The sequence below is a fragment of the Bradyrhizobium sp. Pa8 genome, assembly GCF_052588265.1.
Window position 1 is genome coordinate 5,290,526 of the sequence record NZ_CP176767.1, and the last position, 16,031, is coordinate 5,306,556.

General features: G+C 61.4%; 18 protein-coding genes. 8 read left to right on the forward strand and 10 right to left on the reverse strand.

Annotation, left to right across the window (positions count from 1 at the left end; all coding sequences use genetic code 11):
- Positions 1-4: 4 nt before the first annotated feature.
- Both ACKWRH_RS24570 and ACKWRH_RS24575 read right to left on the reverse strand, forming a co-directional pair.
- Positions 5-2,416, reverse strand: a complete 2,412-nt coding sequence (locus tag ACKWRH_RS24570; RefSeq protein ID WP_445215623.1) for a TonB-dependent receptor family protein — start codon at positions 2,414-2,416, stop codon at positions 5-7.
- Positions 2,417-2,500: 84 nt separating this feature from the next.
- Positions 2,501-2,875 carry a DUF2946 domain-containing protein gene (locus tag ACKWRH_RS24575; protein WP_445215624.1) on the reverse strand — a complete coding sequence of 125 codons (375 nt, stop codon included), beginning with the start codon at positions 2,873-2,875 and terminating at the stop codon, positions 2,501-2,503.
- A 499-nt stretch (positions 2,876-3,374) separates the two neighbouring features.
- Here ACKWRH_RS24575 and ACKWRH_RS24580 point away from each other — a divergent pair, with 499 nt between their 5' ends.
- The 4 genes from ACKWRH_RS24580 (at position 3,375) to ACKWRH_RS24595 (ending at position 7,492) form a co-directional block, all read left to right on the forward strand.
- A complete protein-coding gene (locus ACKWRH_RS24580) occupies positions 3,375-3,779 on the forward strand; it encodes a globin (RefSeq protein WP_445215625.1) in 405 nt (134 codons plus the stop codon).
- Between the two features lie 140 nt (positions 3,780-3,919).
- Positions 3,920-4,942 carry a sugar ABC transporter substrate-binding protein gene (locus tag ACKWRH_RS24585; protein ID WP_028155964.1) on the forward strand — a complete coding sequence of 341 codons (1,023 nt, stop codon included), beginning with the start codon at positions 3,920-3,922 and terminating at the stop codon, positions 4,940-4,942.
- A gap of 6 nt (positions 4,943-4,948) precedes the next feature.
- Complete coding sequence (locus ACKWRH_RS24590) at positions 4,949-6,451, forward strand: sugar ABC transporter ATP-binding protein (protein ID WP_445215626.1); 1,503 nt, start codon at positions 4,949-4,951, stop codon at positions 6,449-6,451.
- Between the two features lie 12 nt (positions 6,452-6,463).
- Complete coding sequence (locus ACKWRH_RS24595) at positions 6,464-7,492, forward strand: ABC transporter permease (RefSeq protein ID WP_445215627.1); 1,029 nt, start codon at positions 6,464-6,466, stop codon at positions 7,490-7,492.
- A 568-nt stretch (positions 7,493-8,060) separates the two neighbouring features.
- Here ACKWRH_RS24595 and ACKWRH_RS24600 read toward each other — a convergent pair.
- From ACKWRH_RS24600 to ACKWRH_RS24610, 3 genes are all read right to left on the reverse strand, one after another.
- A complete protein-coding gene (locus ACKWRH_RS24600) occupies positions 8,061-8,426 on the reverse strand; it encodes a cupin domain-containing protein (RefSeq protein ID WP_445215628.1) in 366 nt (121 codons plus the stop codon).
- A gap of 421 nt (positions 8,427-8,847) precedes the next feature.
- The gene (locus ACKWRH_RS24605) at positions 8,848-9,225 is read right to left on the reverse strand and encodes a hypothetical protein (protein ID WP_445215629.1); all 378 of its coding nucleotides are present in this window, start codon (positions 9,223-9,225) and stop codon (positions 8,848-8,850) included.
- 115 nt (positions 9,226-9,340) lie between these two features.
- Positions 9,341-9,550, reverse strand: a complete 210-nt coding sequence (locus ACKWRH_RS24610; protein ID WP_063707793.1) for a hypothetical protein — start codon at positions 9,548-9,550, stop codon at positions 9,341-9,343.
- Between the two features lie 183 nt (positions 9,551-9,733).
- Between ACKWRH_RS24610 and ACKWRH_RS24615 the strand changes: the two genes are divergently transcribed.
- Together ACKWRH_RS24615 and ACKWRH_RS24620 are read left to right on the forward strand one after the other, a co-directional pair.
- Positions 9,734-10,156 (forward strand): hypothetical protein, encoded by a 423-nt coding sequence (locus ACKWRH_RS24615; protein WP_439035036.1) that lies wholly within the window; start codon positions 9,734-9,736, stop codon positions 10,154-10,156.
- A 249-nt stretch (positions 10,157-10,405) separates the two neighbouring features.
- Positions 10,406-10,585 carry a hypothetical protein gene (locus tag ACKWRH_RS24620; RefSeq protein WP_445215630.1) on the forward strand — a complete coding sequence of 60 codons (180 nt, stop codon included), beginning with the start codon at positions 10,406-10,408 and terminating at the stop codon, positions 10,583-10,585.
- Positions 10,586-10,943: 358 nt separating this feature from the next.
- Here the strand turns inward: ACKWRH_RS24620 and ACKWRH_RS24625 are convergent, their stop codons facing one another.
- Positions 10,944-11,147, reverse strand: a complete 204-nt coding sequence (locus tag ACKWRH_RS24625) for a cold-shock protein (protein ID WP_445215631.1) — start codon at positions 11,145-11,147, stop codon at positions 10,944-10,946.
- Positions 11,148-11,575: 428 nt separating this feature from the next.
- Between ACKWRH_RS24625 and ACKWRH_RS24630 the strand changes: the two genes are divergently transcribed.
- The gene (locus tag ACKWRH_RS24630; RefSeq protein ID WP_231142003.1) at positions 11,576-12,001 is read left to right on the forward strand and encodes a hypothetical protein; all 426 of its coding nucleotides are present in this window, start codon (positions 11,576-11,578) and stop codon (positions 11,999-12,001) included.
- Here ACKWRH_RS24630 and ACKWRH_RS24635 read toward each other — a convergent pair.
- The 3 genes from ACKWRH_RS24635 to ACKWRH_RS24645 are packed head-to-tail and all read right to left on the reverse strand — an operon-like array spanning position 11,998 to position 14,100.
- Positions 11,998-12,687 carry an L-2-amino-thiazoline-4-carboxylic acid hydrolase gene (locus ACKWRH_RS24635; protein ID WP_445215632.1) on the reverse strand — a complete coding sequence of 230 codons (690 nt, stop codon included), beginning with the start codon at positions 12,685-12,687 and terminating at the stop codon, positions 11,998-12,000. The two genes, ACKWRH_RS24630 and ACKWRH_RS24635, sit on opposite strands and share 4 nt — an antisense overlap.
- A gap of 47 nt (positions 12,688-12,734) precedes the next feature.
- Positions 12,735-13,121 (reverse strand): RidA family protein, encoded by a 387-nt coding sequence (locus tag ACKWRH_RS24640; RefSeq protein WP_445215633.1) that lies wholly within the window; start codon positions 13,119-13,121, stop codon positions 12,735-12,737.
- A gap of 1 nt (position 13,122) precedes the next feature.
- Positions 13,123-14,100, reverse strand: a complete 978-nt coding sequence (locus ACKWRH_RS24645; RefSeq protein WP_445215634.1) for a VOC family protein — start codon at positions 14,098-14,100, stop codon at positions 13,123-13,125.
- A 20-nt stretch (positions 14,101-14,120) separates the two neighbouring features.
- Here ACKWRH_RS24645 and ACKWRH_RS24650 point away from each other — a divergent pair, with 20 nt between their 5' ends.
- The gene (locus ACKWRH_RS24650; RefSeq protein WP_445215635.1) at positions 14,121-14,744 is read left to right on the forward strand and encodes a LysR family transcriptional regulator; all 624 of its coding nucleotides are present in this window, start codon (positions 14,121-14,123) and stop codon (positions 14,742-14,744) included.
- A 305-nt stretch (positions 14,745-15,049) separates the two neighbouring features.
- Here ACKWRH_RS24650 and ACKWRH_RS24655 read toward each other — a convergent pair whose 3' ends face one another.
- Positions 15,050-15,457: a hypothetical protein gene (locus ACKWRH_RS24655; RefSeq protein WP_014494682.1), complete on the reverse strand. Its 408-nt coding sequence runs from the start codon at positions 15,455-15,457 to the stop codon at positions 15,050-15,052.
- Between the last annotated feature and the right edge of the window lie 574 nt (positions 15,458-16,031).

Sequence of the window (16,031 nt, forward strand, 5' to 3'; positions counted from 1 at the left end):
TCGATCATTTGAACGCCAGCTTCATTCCGGCGAAGAACGCGCGCGGCGAGCCAGCGTAGATCGAATTGGTCGTATTCGCCAAAGCGATCGCTCCGTCCTGGATGCCCGTGCCTTGCACCGTATTTGCAATATTGTTCGCCGAAGCCACATAGGTCCGGTCAAACACGTTCCTGACTTCACAATAGACGTTCAGTGACTTGAAGTAGTCGGACTGGAGGTCCGTCTTGTAATGCACGTTGAGATTGACCAGTTCGTAACCGGGCGCCTTCAAGAGATTGGCGTTGTCCATCCAGAAGGAATCCTTCCACTGCACTTCGACGAACGCGCCGAGGCCGGCAAGCGGCCCCGAAAACTCGTCATAGCCAAGTCGCGCGGTTAACTCGTTCGGCGAGATCCCGGGAATCTTGTTGCCCGCACGATTGAAGCTGAAGACCGTTCCACCGACGCCGGGGCTTCTGAGGTTTTCCGTGTATTCGGTGTAGAATTGATCGAGATAGGTATACGCCGCCGTGAATCGCCAGCCTGGAAGGAACTTCCAGTCGGCGGCAAGCTCGACACCGCGATGCTCGGATCGTGGCGCGTTGAACATGAAGCTGACGCCGGCCATTTGTGTCGCCTGGCTCACCAATTCGTCACGGAAAAACTCGTAGAAGCCGGTCGCACTGAATTTGAGCGCGGTGTTTGGAGTCCAATCGAAGCCAAGATCGTAGCCGAGATTCTTTTGCGTCTGGAGCTGGGTGTTATTGCCGGGTGTGCCGTCCGAAACGATGAACAGGTTGGTGACCTGCGGCGTTCCGTAGCCCGTAGCGACGCGGCCGCGAAACTGCCACTCGGGGTTCAATTTGTAGACCAGCGCCAGTTCGGGAGCCGTATTCTGAAATTGCCGGTCAGTCGCGGTGAGCTTCGTCGTCGTTATGCCCGCGGCTCCCGTGTAGGTGTATGCCGTATTTAGTCCCTTCAGAATGGTGGTTTCCCATCCGATCCCGGCAACAGCGGTCAGTTGCGGCGTCAGCTTGAGTTCCTCGCGCGCACGCACGCCGTAATTCGAGGTGTCGCTGAACGTATTGCTCTGGAGCCTACCCAGCGTCGCGTTACCACCCGGCATCACGAATCTTGTGTCGCTCGATGCCGTCAGAGTGTTGTAAAAGCCACCGAAATAGGTGGTCGAATCCATCCCGAAGATTTCACCGCGCTTGGTTATGTCGCTCATGTAATTGTACGACGGAAAGTCGCCGATGGCGCTGGTGCCACCCGTGGGCTGACTGATGTTGCGGTCGTCGAAAACGAACTGATTTCGCCATGTCGTCGTATTGTCGAAATCGTGCTCCCATCGCCCGCCGACGATGGTCCGGCGGTCGTTGCGACCAAGCCCTGCTTGCAGCGCCGTTTCCCTGTCGGTCCCCGCGACTGTGTTGAAGCCGTTATTATTGAGCAGAACCGTCGCGCATCCCGGTGCGGCGGTAGCCCCGGTCGCGCAGCCCTGCTGGAAAGGGTTTTGATAGAACTGGTTCAGCGAGGAGCGGATCGGAAGGCGGGTATCAAGATTGTTGTTGATGAACTTGACGGTAAAGCGATCATCAGGCGTGGCCTGCAGCGTGCCGAGAAAATTGACCGTTTGGGTATTGTACCAGCTATTGCCGATGAAGCCGTCGCCGCGGGCGTCACTCGCAAACAGCGAGCCCTCGAAATTGCCGACCTTCTTGCCGTAGGTAAAATAATTGTTGAGGTAGCCAAAACTCCCGCCATCGACGCCATACTCGGCGCCATCGATCGAGCCGCCCGGGCGGGTGCGGAAATTGAGCGCGCCGCCGGTGGCATAGTTGCCGTAGAGCGCCGACGACGGGCCGCGGATCACATCGATCGCACTGTAGGCCCGCGGATCGATCAGGTCACTGCGGGACAGCCCGTCCGGTTGCGTGACCGGGAAGCCGTCGTCGAAGATCACGAGATTGCGGATGCCGAAGCCGTTGCGGGCGTTGGAGCCGCGGATCGAGATGCCGATATCGCGGGGTCCGTTGCCCTGCTTCACCGATATGCCGGGGCTCTCGCGCAGCACGTCGGCCACGGTAACCGCCGGCCGGTTGTCGAACTGGCTGCGATAGATGGTCGTCTCTGTCTGGCCGGTTGGCGCCTGATTGAGACCGTCTCGCGCCGCGCTGGCCGTCACGGCCCGGTTTGGGGTCGCTGCGCCGACGCTCGCACTCGGCGTAACGGGCCTCGCCGCGCGGCCGGCCGAAGCGGATCGCGGCCGCGAGGGCCGGGTGACTGGTTTGGCACGGGCAGTCTGCGGCGCCTCAACGGTCACCGCCGGCAACTCCGTGTTCGTGCTTTGGGCAAAGCCTCCGCTCGACGACGCAAGCAGCGCGGCCTGGACCGCGACGACGCTCACGCCATGGCGGGCATGACAACGTAACATGGGCATTCCTGACGCCGGGCTTTCTCTCCGGCCATTCGACAGCTTCGATCGCCTGCGGACGGACCGCGGCAATCACGAGGGTCGTCAGGAAAATTGAGGCGGTGCGCGCGCCTGGGCGCTTGTGCCCTTATGGATCGCGACGGCGGATACATCCGCCGCATGCCACACCACGCGCGCGGCGTGGCGGAAGGGAATGGCGAGCGCAATGTGCGGCGGCGAATCGAGCGATGCGCCTGCCTGCGCCAGGCAGCACAGCGCGCACGCGGCGCCATGTGCGGTCGGCGCACCGGTCTGGTCGTTCAGACCGCCCTGCTCGCTCGCGCTGTGGCAGATGACGCCGGCAGACAACGGATCGGCCACGGCCTGGCCGGCCGCCAGACAGGCGGCAATCGGCGCCAGCACCTGCATCGCCAAAGCGAGCAGGACCAGGGGTAGGAATTTTTGCAGCCGTGCGCGCATCCGCCGAACCATTCGTTCGCCTACGAACTAAACACCTCGCCGAGACCTGAGTCGAGGTCAGTTCCGCCGGCTTCTTGGCCCAGCGCAAATTTCTCGAAAACTGTGATCCCGCCGCCCCACGGGCTGCGACGTCCGGCATTTGAGGCAGTCCGGCAACCCGTCCCGTCCACAGATTTCTTATATTTGTCATATGCTTACGGGGTAAACAGCCCGATCATTTCGTCAGCTGCTCTAATTTTGAACAATCGTTGCCGAAAATGATGACAAGTGAGAAAAGTTGATCTAGCATCCCTCTTGCTCAGGCTGGCCGAGAGGTCGAAGTCTGGTGGTCCAAGTCTCGGGAGGAGCCCCTGGCGCGCAAAACGCAGCGTCGCCCCGTCAATCAAGAGCAAATCTTAGAATCGGGGATAATAGGGTCGACACAATTTTCGAGCGGGGCCAGGGCCCCGCTCTTTTTTTTGCCCGCGAGGCTTCTTTTGCCCGCATGGCTTCGATGCCGATGAGCGCTCCCTCTAATCCAATCGAAAACAGCTTCGAACTCGCGGCCTCGCGCTGCGCGGATCTCACGCCGCTCGTCTACCAGCGGCTGTTTGAACAGCATCCCGAAACGCAGACCATGTTCCGCTCGCTGGGCAGCGAGCTGGTGATGGGATCAATGCTTGCGCTGACGATCGAGGCGATCCTCGACTTCGCCGGCGAGCGTCGGGGCCATTTCAGGCTGATCGCCTGCGAGGTCGCCTCGCACGATGGCTACGGCACCCCGCGCGAGCTGTTCATCGCGTTCTTCGCCGTCATCAGGGATACGTTGCGCGACCTGCTCGGCGACGAATGGTCGCCGGAAATCGCACAGGCCTGGGACCAGCTGCTCGTCGAGATCGGCGCCTTCGCCACTATTCCGGCCTGACGCTTTGCGCTGCACCTAACACGAGCTGCGGCGATCTCGCGATCGATTGCAGATTGAGTGGCAGGAACTCTTGTGAGAGACTTTCGGACATCGGTCGCGCAATCAATGACGCGCCGACGAAAATTTTATGGGAGCGAGCGATGTCCGGGACGAAAGATTTCTCGACGACGAGGCGCGATCTTCTTCAGGCGGCGGCGACCGCCGGCGCCGCGACTGCCCTTCTCGGCAGCATGGGCATAAACCCCGCCCTTGCAGCCGAGGTCGGACGATCCGAGAAGCCGCTGAAGGCGGCCTTCTCCAATGCGGGCCTCCAGGCCACCTGGTGCGCCCAGGGCAAGCAGGCGGCGGAATTCTGGGGCAAGCTGTTCAATGTCGAGGTGACCTGGTTCGATGGCCAGCTCGATGCGGTGAAGCAGCGCGCGGCGATCGACAACATGGCCTCGCAAAAGTGGGACTTCGTCGCGATCCAGGCCTTCGGCATCGGCACCCTCACCCAGCCCGTGCAGAAGATGATCGATGCCGGCACGCCCGTGATCGACATGGACACGCTGATTGCCCCGCTCGACCAGATCAACGTCCACTCTTTCCTTGCCCCCGACAACGAGTTCATGGGCGCCTCGGTGACGCAGGCGCTGTGCAACGCGATGGGCGGCAAGGGCAAGATCATCATGACGCAAGGCGCGCTCGGCCATACCGGCGCGCAAGGCCGGGCGAAGGGCTTCAACACCGTCGTCAAGCAGTTCCCGAACATCGAGGTGCTCGACACCCAGCCTGCCGACTGGGACGTGTCGAAAACCGCGCGCCTCTGGGAAACTTATCTGACCAAATATCCGCAGATCGACGCGGCGTTCTTCCACAATGACGACATGGCGCTCGCCGCCGCCAACATCATGAAGGCGCGCAATCGCACCAACATTCTGATCGGCGGCGTCGATGCAATGCCACCGGCGATCCAGGCGGTAAGCGAAGGCCGCATGTTCGCGACCGTGCGCAATCCCTCCTGCCGCATCCATGGCGGCGCGATCATCGCGGGCGTTTCCGCCGTTGTCGGCGGCGAGAAGAGCGGACAGGGGATTCCCAAGAACGTCGTCACCGACGGCCCGGTCGTGACCAAGGCCAACGCCGCCGGGATGCAGTGGATGCAGGATCACTTCCTGATCTGAGCCTCCATGCCTGAGGTTCGTTCGCCCATTCTGGAACTGCAAGGCATCACGAAGAGCTTCGGCGGCGTCGAGGCGCTTCGTGGTGTCGACTTCGCGCTCTCACCCGGCGAGATCCACGGTCTCGTCGGCGAGAACGGCGCCGGCAAAAGCACGCTGATGAAGATCATCGCCGGCGTGCACAGCGAATTCTCGGGCCGTTTCCTGATCGACGGGAAGGAGACGCATTTCCGCTCCGCCCGCGATGCACACGCGGCCGGTATCGCCATGGTGCATCAGGAGCTGAGCGTCGCGCCCGATCTCACGGTCGCCGAGAACGTGTTCCTGGGCAACCAACCGACCAACCGGTTCGGCCTCGTGCAATGGCGGCGCATGGCACGCGAGGCCGGCGAGCAGCTCGCCCGCTTCGGCATCGACGTCGACCCGATGAGCCGGCTCGGCGACCTCCCGATCGGGCTCCAGCAGTTGATCGAGATCGCCCGCGTGCTGTTCTCCGGCGCCCGCATCGTCATCCTGGACGAGCCGACCTCCGCCCTCTCCCCGCCCGAGGTCGAGCGGCTGTTCGCGACGCTCCGGCGGCTGCGCGAGGAAGGCACTGCAATCGTCTTCATCTCGCATTTCATCGAGGACATCCTGCTTGTGTCCGACACCGTGACCGTGTTCCGCAACGGGCGGAAGGTCGCCGAGACCGCCGCGGCCGCGACCAGCAAGGGCGCGCTGATCGAGGCCATGATCGGCCGCGGCGGCGAAGCGCTCGAGCACAGCTACACCGATGACCTCATGCTGCCACGGCCGAGCGACAGCTCCGTGGTCCTGAAGGTCGACCAATTGTCGCTGGCCCGCAGCCTGAAGGACATCTCCTTCGAGGCGCGCGCCGGCGAGGTGCTCGGCATCTACGGGTTCATGGGCTGCGGCCAGCAGGAGCTGTCGCGTATCCTGTTCGGCAAGCTGAAGCCGGACGGCGGCACGCTCGCCGTCGAGGGCAAGCCAAAAACCTTCGCCAGCACGGCGGCGGCGCGGCGCGCCGGCGTGGCGCTGGTGCCGGAGAGCCGGCGCGCCATGCTGTTTCACCAGGAGCCGGTCTACAAGAACATCTCGATCAGCATTCTCGACCGCATCTCGTCGCTGCTGCTCAAGCCGGCGCAGGAGCGCGACATCGCGAAACGCCAGGTCGAGCAGCTGCAGATCAGGCCGCCGGTGATCGGCCTCGATCTCGGCATGCTCTCCGGCGGCAACCAGCAGAAGGTCGCGCTCGCAAAATGGCTGACCTATCCGCCGAAGCTGCTGGTGCTGTGCGAGCCGACCCGCGGCATGGATGTCGGCGCCAAGAACGACGTCATCAACATCATCCGCGATCTCCGCGCCAAGGGGCTCGCGGTCATCGTGCTGTCGACCGAGCCGGAAACGGTGCTGTCGCTGGCCGACCGCATCCTCGTGCTCAAGCGCGGCGCATTGGTGCGGGAATTCAAGAACGAGCCGGTCAGCAAGGACCGCCTGCTGGAAGCGGCGTGACGGAGAAGCACCATGGCGAGCAGTGAGACGGCTTTGGCGGCGGGTCGGCGGCCGCGCGGCGTTGCGCCCTTCCTGCGCTCGCAGATGCGCAACATCGCGCCGTTCCTCACCCTGATCTTCCTGTCCGCCTTCTTCGCACTTGCCAGCCCCTCCTTCGCGACGCTGGACAATCTCGGCAACATCCTGACGCAGGTGTCGGTCACCGGCATCATCGCGGTCGGGCTCACCTTCGTGATCCTCTGCGCCGAGATCGACCTCTCGATCGCCAGCATCGCCAACGTCACCGGTATCGCGGTCGCCTACTTCACGCTACAGGAATCCTACGTCAACATCGCCAACATTCCCCTGCCCGGCGCGGTCGCGATCATCCTGTCGATCCTGCTCTGCGCCCTGCTCGGCCTCGTCAACGCGCTCGGCCTGACCGTGATCGGCATCCCCTCCTTCATCATGACGCTGGCGATGATGCAGATCGCGGCCGGCGTCTCGGCGCTGCTGGTGCGCGGCCAGATTGCCTACAAGGTGCCCGGCCTGATCACCACGCTCGGCTCGGGCTCGATCGGCGGCATCCCCTGGATCGTCATCGTCGCGGCGATCATGCTGCTCGGCGGCCATCTGGTGCTGACCTACACGCGCTTCGGCCGCTACGTCTACATGGTCGGCGGCAACCGCGAGGCGGCCGAATATTCCGGCCTCAACGTCAAGCTCATCCTCGGCGCCGTGATGGTGATCTCGGCGGTGTGCTCGGGCATCGGCGGCATGCTCGGCGTCGCCCATTTCGGCAGCGCGCAGCAGAACGAGTTCGACACCTATCTGCTCGACTCCATCGCCGCCGTGGTTGTCGGCGGCACCAGCCTGTTCGGCGGGCGCGGCGGCATCGGCAACACCATCGTCGGGCTGTTCGTTCTCGGTGTCCTGAATAACGGCCTCGACCACGTCAACATCGACAGCTTCCTGAAGATCCTGATCCGCGGCCTGATCCTGCTGGCGGCGCTGGTCATCAACGTCTACGCGCAGCGGCTGAGGGAAAAAGCGGCGGACTAGGCAGCCCTCAAAACGAAAAGCGCGAAAACAACCCCATGCACAGTAGAAACTATGAGGAAGTTCAGCCGCTTACCAAACCCGCAAGTGCGTGAGCGCGACCGCATCGACGTTTGACACGTCGGGCAAAACAGGAGCAGGGTGTCATCATGGCGCCCGCTTCGAAAGGCCGGTGTCTCCCCCGTCATTGCGAGCGCAGCGAAGCAATCCAGGACTCCAGCCGCGGATGCATTTCTGGACTGCTTCGCTGCGCTCGCAATGACGATGCGGCGGCAGGAGAGCAATCCAGGATCACGTGTATCGCGGATACGACGCGGATCTCGGGCAGCGCCATCAACCGACAGCGCGCCCCCGTGGCCGTGCAGATAATTCTCTGAATTTGCTTCCGCTTTCGGCGGCATAGCGGACTTGGCCGGGCTTGCTGTTGGCTCGACCCGGTCGCGAATGACCCGGAACGGACGTCTGCCACCATGACCGGAAAAATCTGCTCGCGGAGCGCGAAGCGCACGTCAAGCAATGCGGCTCGCGCGTGCGGCAGCGTCATTCTTCGGTTCATTAGGCGGTGCGCGGCTTAACGCTGCACCATGTAGGATGGGGGCGCAGCGGTTAGAAAGTCTTCACGCACTGGCGCGAAGAAATCGATCAGCTCTGAGTCTTCCGGAAAATAGGCTTCGTGCTCGACACCGCCGGGGATCACCGCTACGTCCCCGGGTTTCATTGTTCGCTTCTGGTCGTCAATTCGAAATTCCATGGTGCCGGCAATCATCCACACGAACTGCTCATGCGGATGTTTGTGAGCGGCGGCGCGCGCGCCCGACTTTATTCTCCAGCACACCATCGTCCCTTGTTTGCCAGATATGACTCGGCGCCGAATTTTCTCGGTAATCTGCTCCTCGGGCACTGACGCGAGTTTGTCGAATCCTGTGATGATGGGCATGTCGCTTTCCTCCGCGTGAGATATCGGACGTCATAACCATATCGAACGTGCGCAGTCGGCGTAAAGCTGCCCTGGCGAAACTCCTCTCGGCATCATTTTGCTTTGCGGGGCAATATGATCTCTCAGCGCGCCGATTATTGTGCAAGAACAACGGCTCTCCACACCGGGGTTCGCCTGTTGGCGGGGCCAGACCGGACGCCACCGGCTGAGGCGCGAACCGGCGCTCTTGACCCCACGGCTGCCTTGCGCCACGCGTCAAGGCGCTCCGCCTTATCGCGCCGCCTCAATACTCGTGAGTCCGTTTGTGGCCCGTAGGCGAAGTCCAGACCGGCTCACGCGTGGTCCGATTTGTGGGGCAGAGCGGAAGCGGCTCGTCCAGCGCGCCCCCGACGCGATTGACCCATCTGCGACATGGGCAGGTTCAGCCGATCAGCTGGCAGTGCCCGCTGATGACAGTACCGTCGCGTTTATGCGCCTTAAGCGTGCCGTCAACGCGGTTGATGAAACCTTGCCAGACAGCGGTCGGATCGAACAGATGTCGCCAAATGTTGCCGAGCGTAAGCGCCGTCTCAAAGAACAAGTGCGTATCCGTGACGTGGACGGCCAAATTGCTTCCGAATGTCCGAGAGTGCATCGTCCCCTCGTCCAGATTAACGGTGACCTGTTCCCCGTTTATGTAGACCGAGTTGCCCTCGCCGCCCGTAAGGCCCCGCGCCCAGCATTTCAGATCGATCGTCTCGGCATGTGCAGCCGTTGCAGCTAGCAGCGCTACGACGATGATTGTTGCTTTCAGCTTCACAGTTATCTCGTCGCTTTGTGACGGCCCTGCCGGGGGGTCGGACACGGCAGGACATTCGATGACTTTGCCGAAATTTCGGTGTCGCCTTCGAAGGATGTGCAGAGGACTCAGTCGTTCAGAGATGAGCACGCGGCAATAGCCATCCCATGATCTTCTGATACGGATCGCGACGACTGCGGACGAATGCGTTCTCGTTCTGCTGAGCGGCGGTCCTGGCGAATTCAGAAATCCCCTCCATAGACTGCCGTTTATCCTTCGGAAGCTTCGCCCATTGGCGAATGATCTTCCGGCGGGCTTCGCGTTGCTTTTCCCTTACGTCAGGCATCGGGATGCTCCTTGAAGAGGATTATTCCGGTCGACCTAGTATCGTTTGGGCTCACTAGAACTTCAACGTCCAATCAAATACTCTTAGCCCCTCTGATCGTGCAGCGCTATACACGGGAGCTAGTCTCATATTGGCTTTGCAGGCCCACCGCCCTAGAATTGCGGCGATCGCAGGACGGGCGAAATGCAGTATGTTTGCGACGCGCCGAAGGGCAAGACCTGGTTCCGTATCGAGACGGAAGGTGAAGCGATGTATGAGTCGCGCCTGATGGGCCACACAGTTGAGAAATATTTCCGCCGCGAGCGGGAGAAGGCAGTCCAGTCCTGGCGTCCCGAGCGGCCCAACGCGATCGAGCGCGACATCGGCCTCGAGGCCCATGTACAGCGAGAGATGCCGCTTTTCCTCACGCTGCGCGACAGGGAGGGCAATGCACTAACTACAGCGATGCTGCCACCGGGTGGCAAAGATCGCGGCGGGTTCCGGATCATCATCGTTGCCGCATCCAATGCCGATCCTTATCCTCAGCAGGACGCGGCCATCGCCGCACTGGGAGCGCATTTCGGTCTCACACTCGATCGCAACCGCTGCTTCCCCTACGGCCGCTAAGGAGCCTGACAAGTATCGCCGCTTGATTGGAGCGATGTCGGCTCATGGCCGATCGCGTCATTTCGCTGCGATGCGCAATTTGATCGCTACCGGGGCATAGCGGACTTTCGCGGGCCGTCAGTGCGGCTGATTTATGGGTTCACGGCCTAGTTGCTCGTTGTCAGCCATTAAATCTCGGGTGCGAAGAGTGGTTGTTGCGCATCGCGCGTCATGTGTTAGACCGCGCCCTCAACATCGAAGGAGCGCGTCTTGGCTAAGAAGAAAAACGTAATTCGTCGCGAATGGACGGCTGCCGACATCAAGGAATTGAAGGCGCACTCGAAAGCACGGACGCCTGTCACAAAGTTAGCCAAGATGACCAAGCGGACAGAGGGCGCGCTACGTCAGAAGGCGCTGGGCTTGGGAATCGGACTCGGGCACCAGCGGTAAATTGACGCTGGCTTCGATCATTCTAAGTTCTCATCCGCCGAATTCCGATATTACTTTAACGCTCGGATCTGCGCCGATCAGGTGCAGACTGCTGCGTCCGTCAAGGCAGCCGGAGCTTTCGCGGCCTTGGGGTTGCGGGCTCGCCTTCGCCAGCCCCGGCGAGCCCCACCTCAGTCAGTTGAGCTGACGTACACTCGAATTTTTCCAAATGTGACTTCGACAACATTGCGCAGCGGCGCCGTCGCTGTACGCTTTATCTCGCCGGGGCTGGACTCAATATTTCACGTTTTCATTTAACCCGGCTGGCCGCAGGGGTTCGCCGCTGCGGCCTTTTCGTTGAACAGCACATTGAGTGGCTTCAACCGACACGTAAATTTTCCGCCGAGTCTTTTCCGCGATTGTTCACGACATCGAAGCTAACCTTGGCTCCCTCCGCGAGTGAGGTGAAGCCGGCTTTCTCAACTGCCGAGATGTGAACAAAGACGTCCTTCCCGCCCGAATCCGGTTGAATGGACCCATACCCCTTCGTCGGGTTGAACCACTTCACTGTCCCCATAGCCACGCTACATCTCCATCATTAAAAAAATAAGGTAGTGCCAACAATTCGACTAAAGCAAGACTTCTCCAATTGAGAAATTTCCACCATGACTCCGCCAAACAGGCGCAGCCTGCCGAACTTACTGGACCTCACACTCGTCAAAAACGAGCTGGTGAAAGGGCAACGGATCATCGTGAACGCAGCGGCGGGCCCCAGAATGGCCGGCCGACACGGCGCTGTTCTCAGATCTGGCGAAACGCGCCACCGCGTTCGCGTTTTGCTCGGATCGAAGCATGAGATGACTCTACACGCGCTATTTGTGGATGCGGAGAACGAGCCAACGGGTGAGCCCTAAAAAGTCTAAGAGTGTGACCCTCTTCACATGGGTATGACATCAGGATCGATAATCTCCAGCCGCTAGAGTGATGGTCCAGTTACAGTGGGAGGCGGTCATGTCTGCCGACACAAAAGCTGATGATTGGTTTATTGCTGCGCACGTGCTGAGGATACGCACGTCGTCGGGCACCGCATCGATATCGTTTAAGATTGGCAGCAGAGTAGCTAACATCGCCGCACTTCTAGGTTGCTCCGGGCCACTTTCTGGGAGCGGCGTTTCGGACACGGACTTCCAGCTTGATACACAACTTATGCGCAACATCAGCGGGCCATGGTCATTGAAGGACATCAAGGGGCATCGCGGTGACGTCACGCAAAACGTGTCATTTTTACCAGATGCATTGTCCGGCGTAGCGTTTAACAAGAGTGGAAGCGTCTTTTTTAATTTCGAGATACCCAACCCCACTCCTACGACCTTTACGATCAAGGGCCAGTGGATGGTAAAGATGGTCCTCAATCTTGGCACGACGTTCGCAATCTAATCCGGCGGTAGCCGCGAGAAGCGGAAATTGCAGTGGCTCGCGCCGCCCGCCAGTGTTTGTGTGCGCTCCAGACGGATGCCGCGCGCTGCGTAGGCGACGAAATCGAGGCCGCAGATGTTCGGCAGGATGTCCTTGTCCCCGTGGCGCGCTGCGAGCTTGCAGAAGCCGCAGGCCTTGTAGTTGATGCCGAATTCGAAGCTGTCTTGCGGACCCGGCTCTACGAAATCGTAGACGAAGTCTTCCGGAAACTCTTCCTGATGAGCTTTTGTGACGCTCCCTGCCGCCTGCTCGCGCAGCAAGGCCTGGTTCTCCGGCGACATGAATTGTCGCCCCGAGGCGAGACGCTCCGCTTCTGATACGGTCAGCAATTGCGCCTTGTAGGTGTCTCGCTCGATCTCGCCAATCACAGGCACCGGCACGCCGTGTCGTCGCAGCACCCGGCTGATGGCCATAAAGCCCATGAGACGCATGAAGAAATCGCTCATGCGGCTTGCCGCGCCGCCGACATAGGGCATCTGGGTGAGCACGATCTCGAATTCGTCCATTACCTCTCGCCTGATCCCGCCGATGTCGGAGAGATGCATGCGCTCGCGCAACATTGCTTCGGCGAGGTCGAGTCGATCGCGCATGGCGGTCTCCATTGCGCTCCGATGCGTCTCGTAGAAAGGATGGATGGTCTTAGCCATTGGACACCTGATCTGATTGGCTCATTGCAGCCTCGACGACGCCGGTTTCATTCCGCGGCGATCGCCTCGATCTCCAGCAGCCATTTGCTGTCAACGGTCTCGACGACCACGACCGTCAGCGCCGGCCGATGTTCGCCGAGCACCTTGCTGCGAATGGTGCGGTTGGTCACGACTTGAGTCCGGTCAGTCAGGAACGTGGTCACCTTGACCAGATGCTCGACGCCAAGGCCCGCGGCGGCGAGCACCTCGGTCACGTTGCGCCAGGCCTGCTCGCATTGCGCCTCGAAACCTTCGGGCACGGTGCCGTCGGTTTTCTCGGGCACCTGGCCGCTGATGAACAACAGGCGGCGATGCTGCATCAATTCAAGTCCCATGCTGTAACCGCCGGCGGGAGGATGGACCGTTGCGGGATTGTGGTTGACGATGTGAGCCATGTCAGTTTGCCTCCTGTTCGACGAATTCGAGCGCCAGACCATGCGCGGTGGCGGGTGGCACCAACAGCACGGCACCGGTCATCGCAAAGCCGACGCCATTGTGTTCCAGCGTTCGCCTTGTCGCATCCAGATCAGCGACCGCCAGACGTGCCGCGCAAAAGCGCGGCGAAGTGCTGTTCGCGAGGCCCGGTAACCGACGCGCCAGCTCGGACGGGTCAAGCAAGGTGATATGATTGCCGCGCTCACCAATCGTCAGCCGCCCGGGCGCAAGCTCGGCCGTGCCTTCCGTGAGGCGCTCGAGGAAATCGCGACGCGCCGCCGGCTCCACCGCCGACATCACCACCTCGACCACGCGGAGGGCGCCGTTGGGATGACGCTGATACTGCGCCTTCCAGAACAGTTCCGGCGGGTGACGCTGCTGGCAGGTGAAGAACGCGACCCCGGGCATGGCGGGATCGGTGGCAAAGGCCAGCGAAAACGCGACGCGCGCCGTGCCTCCGCCCGGGAGCACCGCGTCGCGGCCGAAATCGAACGGCGCATAATCGCCGATGCGGTCGGCCCTGAAACGCGCGGCATCGGCATGGGCGTCGGTGCTGTGCAAGACCAGCATCGACATTCCCTCGGCGGTCGCAAGAAAATCGCGGTTGTGGGCCGCAAAGCTGAAATGGCCCGGCGTGGCTGGCGGCACCAACGCATTGTCGGTGACGGCCAGCAACTCCAGAAAATTGTCGGCGAACTGCGCAAGGCGGTTGCTCGTTCCGAACGGGTGCACACCGGTCGGCGTGAGGTTGAAGCCCAGCGTCTGCCAATCCAGCGCGGCCTGTTCCAGATCGCGGACGCAAATGACGAGATGATCTAAACGACGGGGCATTGGGGGTCTCCGGATTGCGGGCCGACCGTATCCGGCGATGACGGCGCCGATCAAAGCATTGTTGCTGCGGTTCAGCGCAAGAAAATCTATTGCAAGGCCAAGGCCCATCGGTGTCAAACTGCGGTGCGATGACCTACGCCCTTCCCCCGCTCAACGCGCTCCGCGCTTTTGAGGCCGCCGCCCGGCATCTCAGCTTCAAGCTGGCCGCGCACGAGCTGCACGTGACACCTGCCGCCGTGGGGCAGCAGGTGAAAGCGCTGGAGGCACGCCTCGGCGTGCAGCTGTTCGAGCGGCTGCATAAGCAGCTCATTCTCACCGCGGCCGGTCAGGCCTATCTGCCCGGGGTCTCCGAAGGTTTTCGTCACATTGCGGAGGCGACCTCGCAATTGAAGCCGGCGGGCGCGGTGCTGCTGCAGTTGGGGGTCCATGGCAGCTTCGACCTGCGCCGGCTCGAATTGGCGGAGTTTCGCAGCGCGCATGCGGAGATCGGCTTGCGGGTGCTGCAGCCGGCCGGCCTGCACGAATTGGTCGAGGGCAAGGTCGACCTCTTGATCGCCCGCGGTCTCGGCCGCCATCCGGGCTATCGCTGCGACCGGGTCAATGAGGGATCAGGCCTCGGCGATTGGCTGATCGCGCCTGAAGGCACCGCGGATTGCCCCGAAATCATCGGTTTTCGCGCGTGGCTGCGCGCCCTGCCGACCGAAAACCCTCTCGCAAACCGCCGCCCTCGTCTGGTCGGCATCAGACGATAGGCTTGACCGGCAATCCATAGCCTCGCCGCGACGACGTTGGACACCTCGGGCACAACAGGAGCAGAACATCATGCGGCGATCGCGTGTCTGAGGAGCGCTAAGCTCAAACCCAGCTCGGTCGTTTCGAGCCGCACTCGCCTCTTCATAGGGAGCTTGAATGACGGTCGTGAAATGGGCTCCCGTTCACGGGTGGGGCTGCTTGGCGCGCGGACGCACTTTTCTCCGGCTGTGACATTGCAACAACCCATGATCCTGCAGGCGGATGGCGCGTCGTCGCGTGCGCCATCCGCTCCTCCACATGGGCCTTAAGCTTTCAGGTCCGTGATCCGCATAATCGCGACCACATTCCCGTCGTTGTACGCCTGTTCTTTTGTTTCCTTGTTGCAGGTCCAGACAAAATTCTTCTTGCCCGTAAAGGTCTTTCCGTCCTGCTCGAGCCGAAGCTCCCCTTCGGTGATATGGCAGATCATGGCATTCATCATCGGGGGCCCCATGGTCTTCGCCCCCGGCTGCATGATGACATCGCGCATTGAGACGGTCTTAAAACCTGGAATCAGGGATGGTGTCTCGCCTTCATATTCACGCACCACGACACCTGGCCAAGGCGTCATATCCTTGTAGCCTGTGGCTTGAGCGGCGGCTGGCTTGACCATGGCAGCCGAGGCCGCTGCCAACGCGATTCCCAGTGCGGACCTTCGATCGATCTTGCTCATCGCTTTCTCCCGACGTTACCGAACGAGCCGCCGCATAAGCAGCGCGCAAAGTTCGTGGTGAACGGTGGTGCGAAACCGAAAAAAACGGCTTCTAAGAGAGCGTGCTTGCCGATGGCACCAGTGCTGCTCGTTTGCCCGGACGGTGATTTCGGCACATCCCACTTCAAGGGCGACGACATTCTACGTCACCTGACGAGTCTGGGGAACATGTGAAACGAAGTCTCTGCCGGCCCGCGGGAAGGTCCGGAATTGGCCCTTAGCTGACTGCCGGGCCCAATCAGTCGAGGACCACTTCTGACCCAACCGAGACATTGGCGCACTAGTTTACTGTTGTGCAAGAATGCGGCAGGCACTGTGGTAAGCTGCAACGCTCCGGCCCGAGCGGAGACAACGGTCACGGCAGACCTGAGCTTGGCTAGACCGGCTCCGCTGAGACCGACGCTAGCGGTCATAAAGCGGATTGCGATTGTCGATCCCTGCGAACCGTCCTCGGGTCTTGCGACGTCGCGGCCTCGAGATGCTTGGGAGCGGCGTGCGCGCGGGCGCCGGTCTCGATGCGCTAACGCGCGAAGAT

Excerpts from the sequence above, each read along its gene's own strand:
- ACKWRH_RS24600 (WP_445215628.1), bottom strand. The coding sequence starts at position 8,426 with ATGCCCATCATCACAGGATTCGACAAACTCGCGTCAGTGCCCGAGGAG.
- ACKWRH_RS24615 (WP_439035036.1), top strand. The coding sequence starts at position 9,734 with ATGCAGTATGTTTGCGACGCGCCGAAGGGCAAGACCTGGTTCCGTATC.
- ACKWRH_RS24570 (WP_445215623.1), bottom strand. The coding sequence starts at position 2,416 with ATGTTACGTTGTCATGCCCGCCATGGCGTGAGCGTCGTCGCGGTCCAG.
- ACKWRH_RS24655 (WP_014494682.1), bottom strand. The coding sequence starts at position 15,457 with ATGAGCAAGATCGATCGAAGGTCCGCACTGGGAATCGCGTTGGCAGCG.
- ACKWRH_RS24650 (WP_445215635.1), top strand. The coding sequence starts at position 14,121 with ATGACCTACGCCCTTCCCCCGCTCAACGCGCTCCGCGCTTTTGAGGCC.
- ACKWRH_RS24590 (WP_445215626.1), top strand. The coding sequence starts at position 4,949 with ATGCCTGAGGTTCGTTCGCCCATTCTGGAACTGCAAGGCATCACGAAG.
- ACKWRH_RS24630 (WP_231142003.1), top strand. The coding sequence starts at position 11,576 with ATGTCTGCCGACACAAAAGCTGATGATTGGTTTATTGCTGCGCACGTG.
- ACKWRH_RS24635 (WP_445215632.1), bottom strand. The coding sequence starts at position 12,687 with ATGGCTAAGACCATCCATCCTTTCTACGAGACGCATCGGAGCGCAATG.
- ACKWRH_RS24645 (WP_445215634.1), bottom strand. The coding sequence starts at position 14,100 with ATGGGCCTTGGCCTTGCAATAGATTTTCTTGCGCTGAACCGCAGCAAC.
- ACKWRH_RS24575 (WP_445215624.1), bottom strand. The coding sequence starts at position 2,875 with ATGCGCGCACGGCTGCAAAAATTCCTACCCCTGGTCCTGCTCGCTTTG.
- ACKWRH_RS24595 (WP_445215627.1), top strand. The coding sequence starts at position 6,464 with ATGGCGAGCAGTGAGACGGCTTTGGCGGCGGGTCGGCGGCCGCGCGGC.
- ACKWRH_RS24610 (WP_063707793.1), bottom strand. The coding sequence starts at position 9,550 with ATGCCTGACGTAAGGGAAAAGCAACGCGAAGCCCGCCGGAAGATCATT.
- ACKWRH_RS24585 (WP_028155964.1), top strand. The coding sequence starts at position 3,920 with ATGTCCGGGACGAAAGATTTCTCGACGACGAGGCGCGATCTTCTTCAG.
- ACKWRH_RS24580 (WP_445215625.1), top strand. The coding sequence starts at position 3,375 with ATGAGCGCTCCCTCTAATCCAATCGAAAACAGCTTCGAACTCGCGGCC.
- ACKWRH_RS24640 (WP_445215633.1), bottom strand. The coding sequence starts at position 13,121 with ATGGCTCACATCGTCAACCACAATCCCGCAACGGTCCATCCTCCCGCC.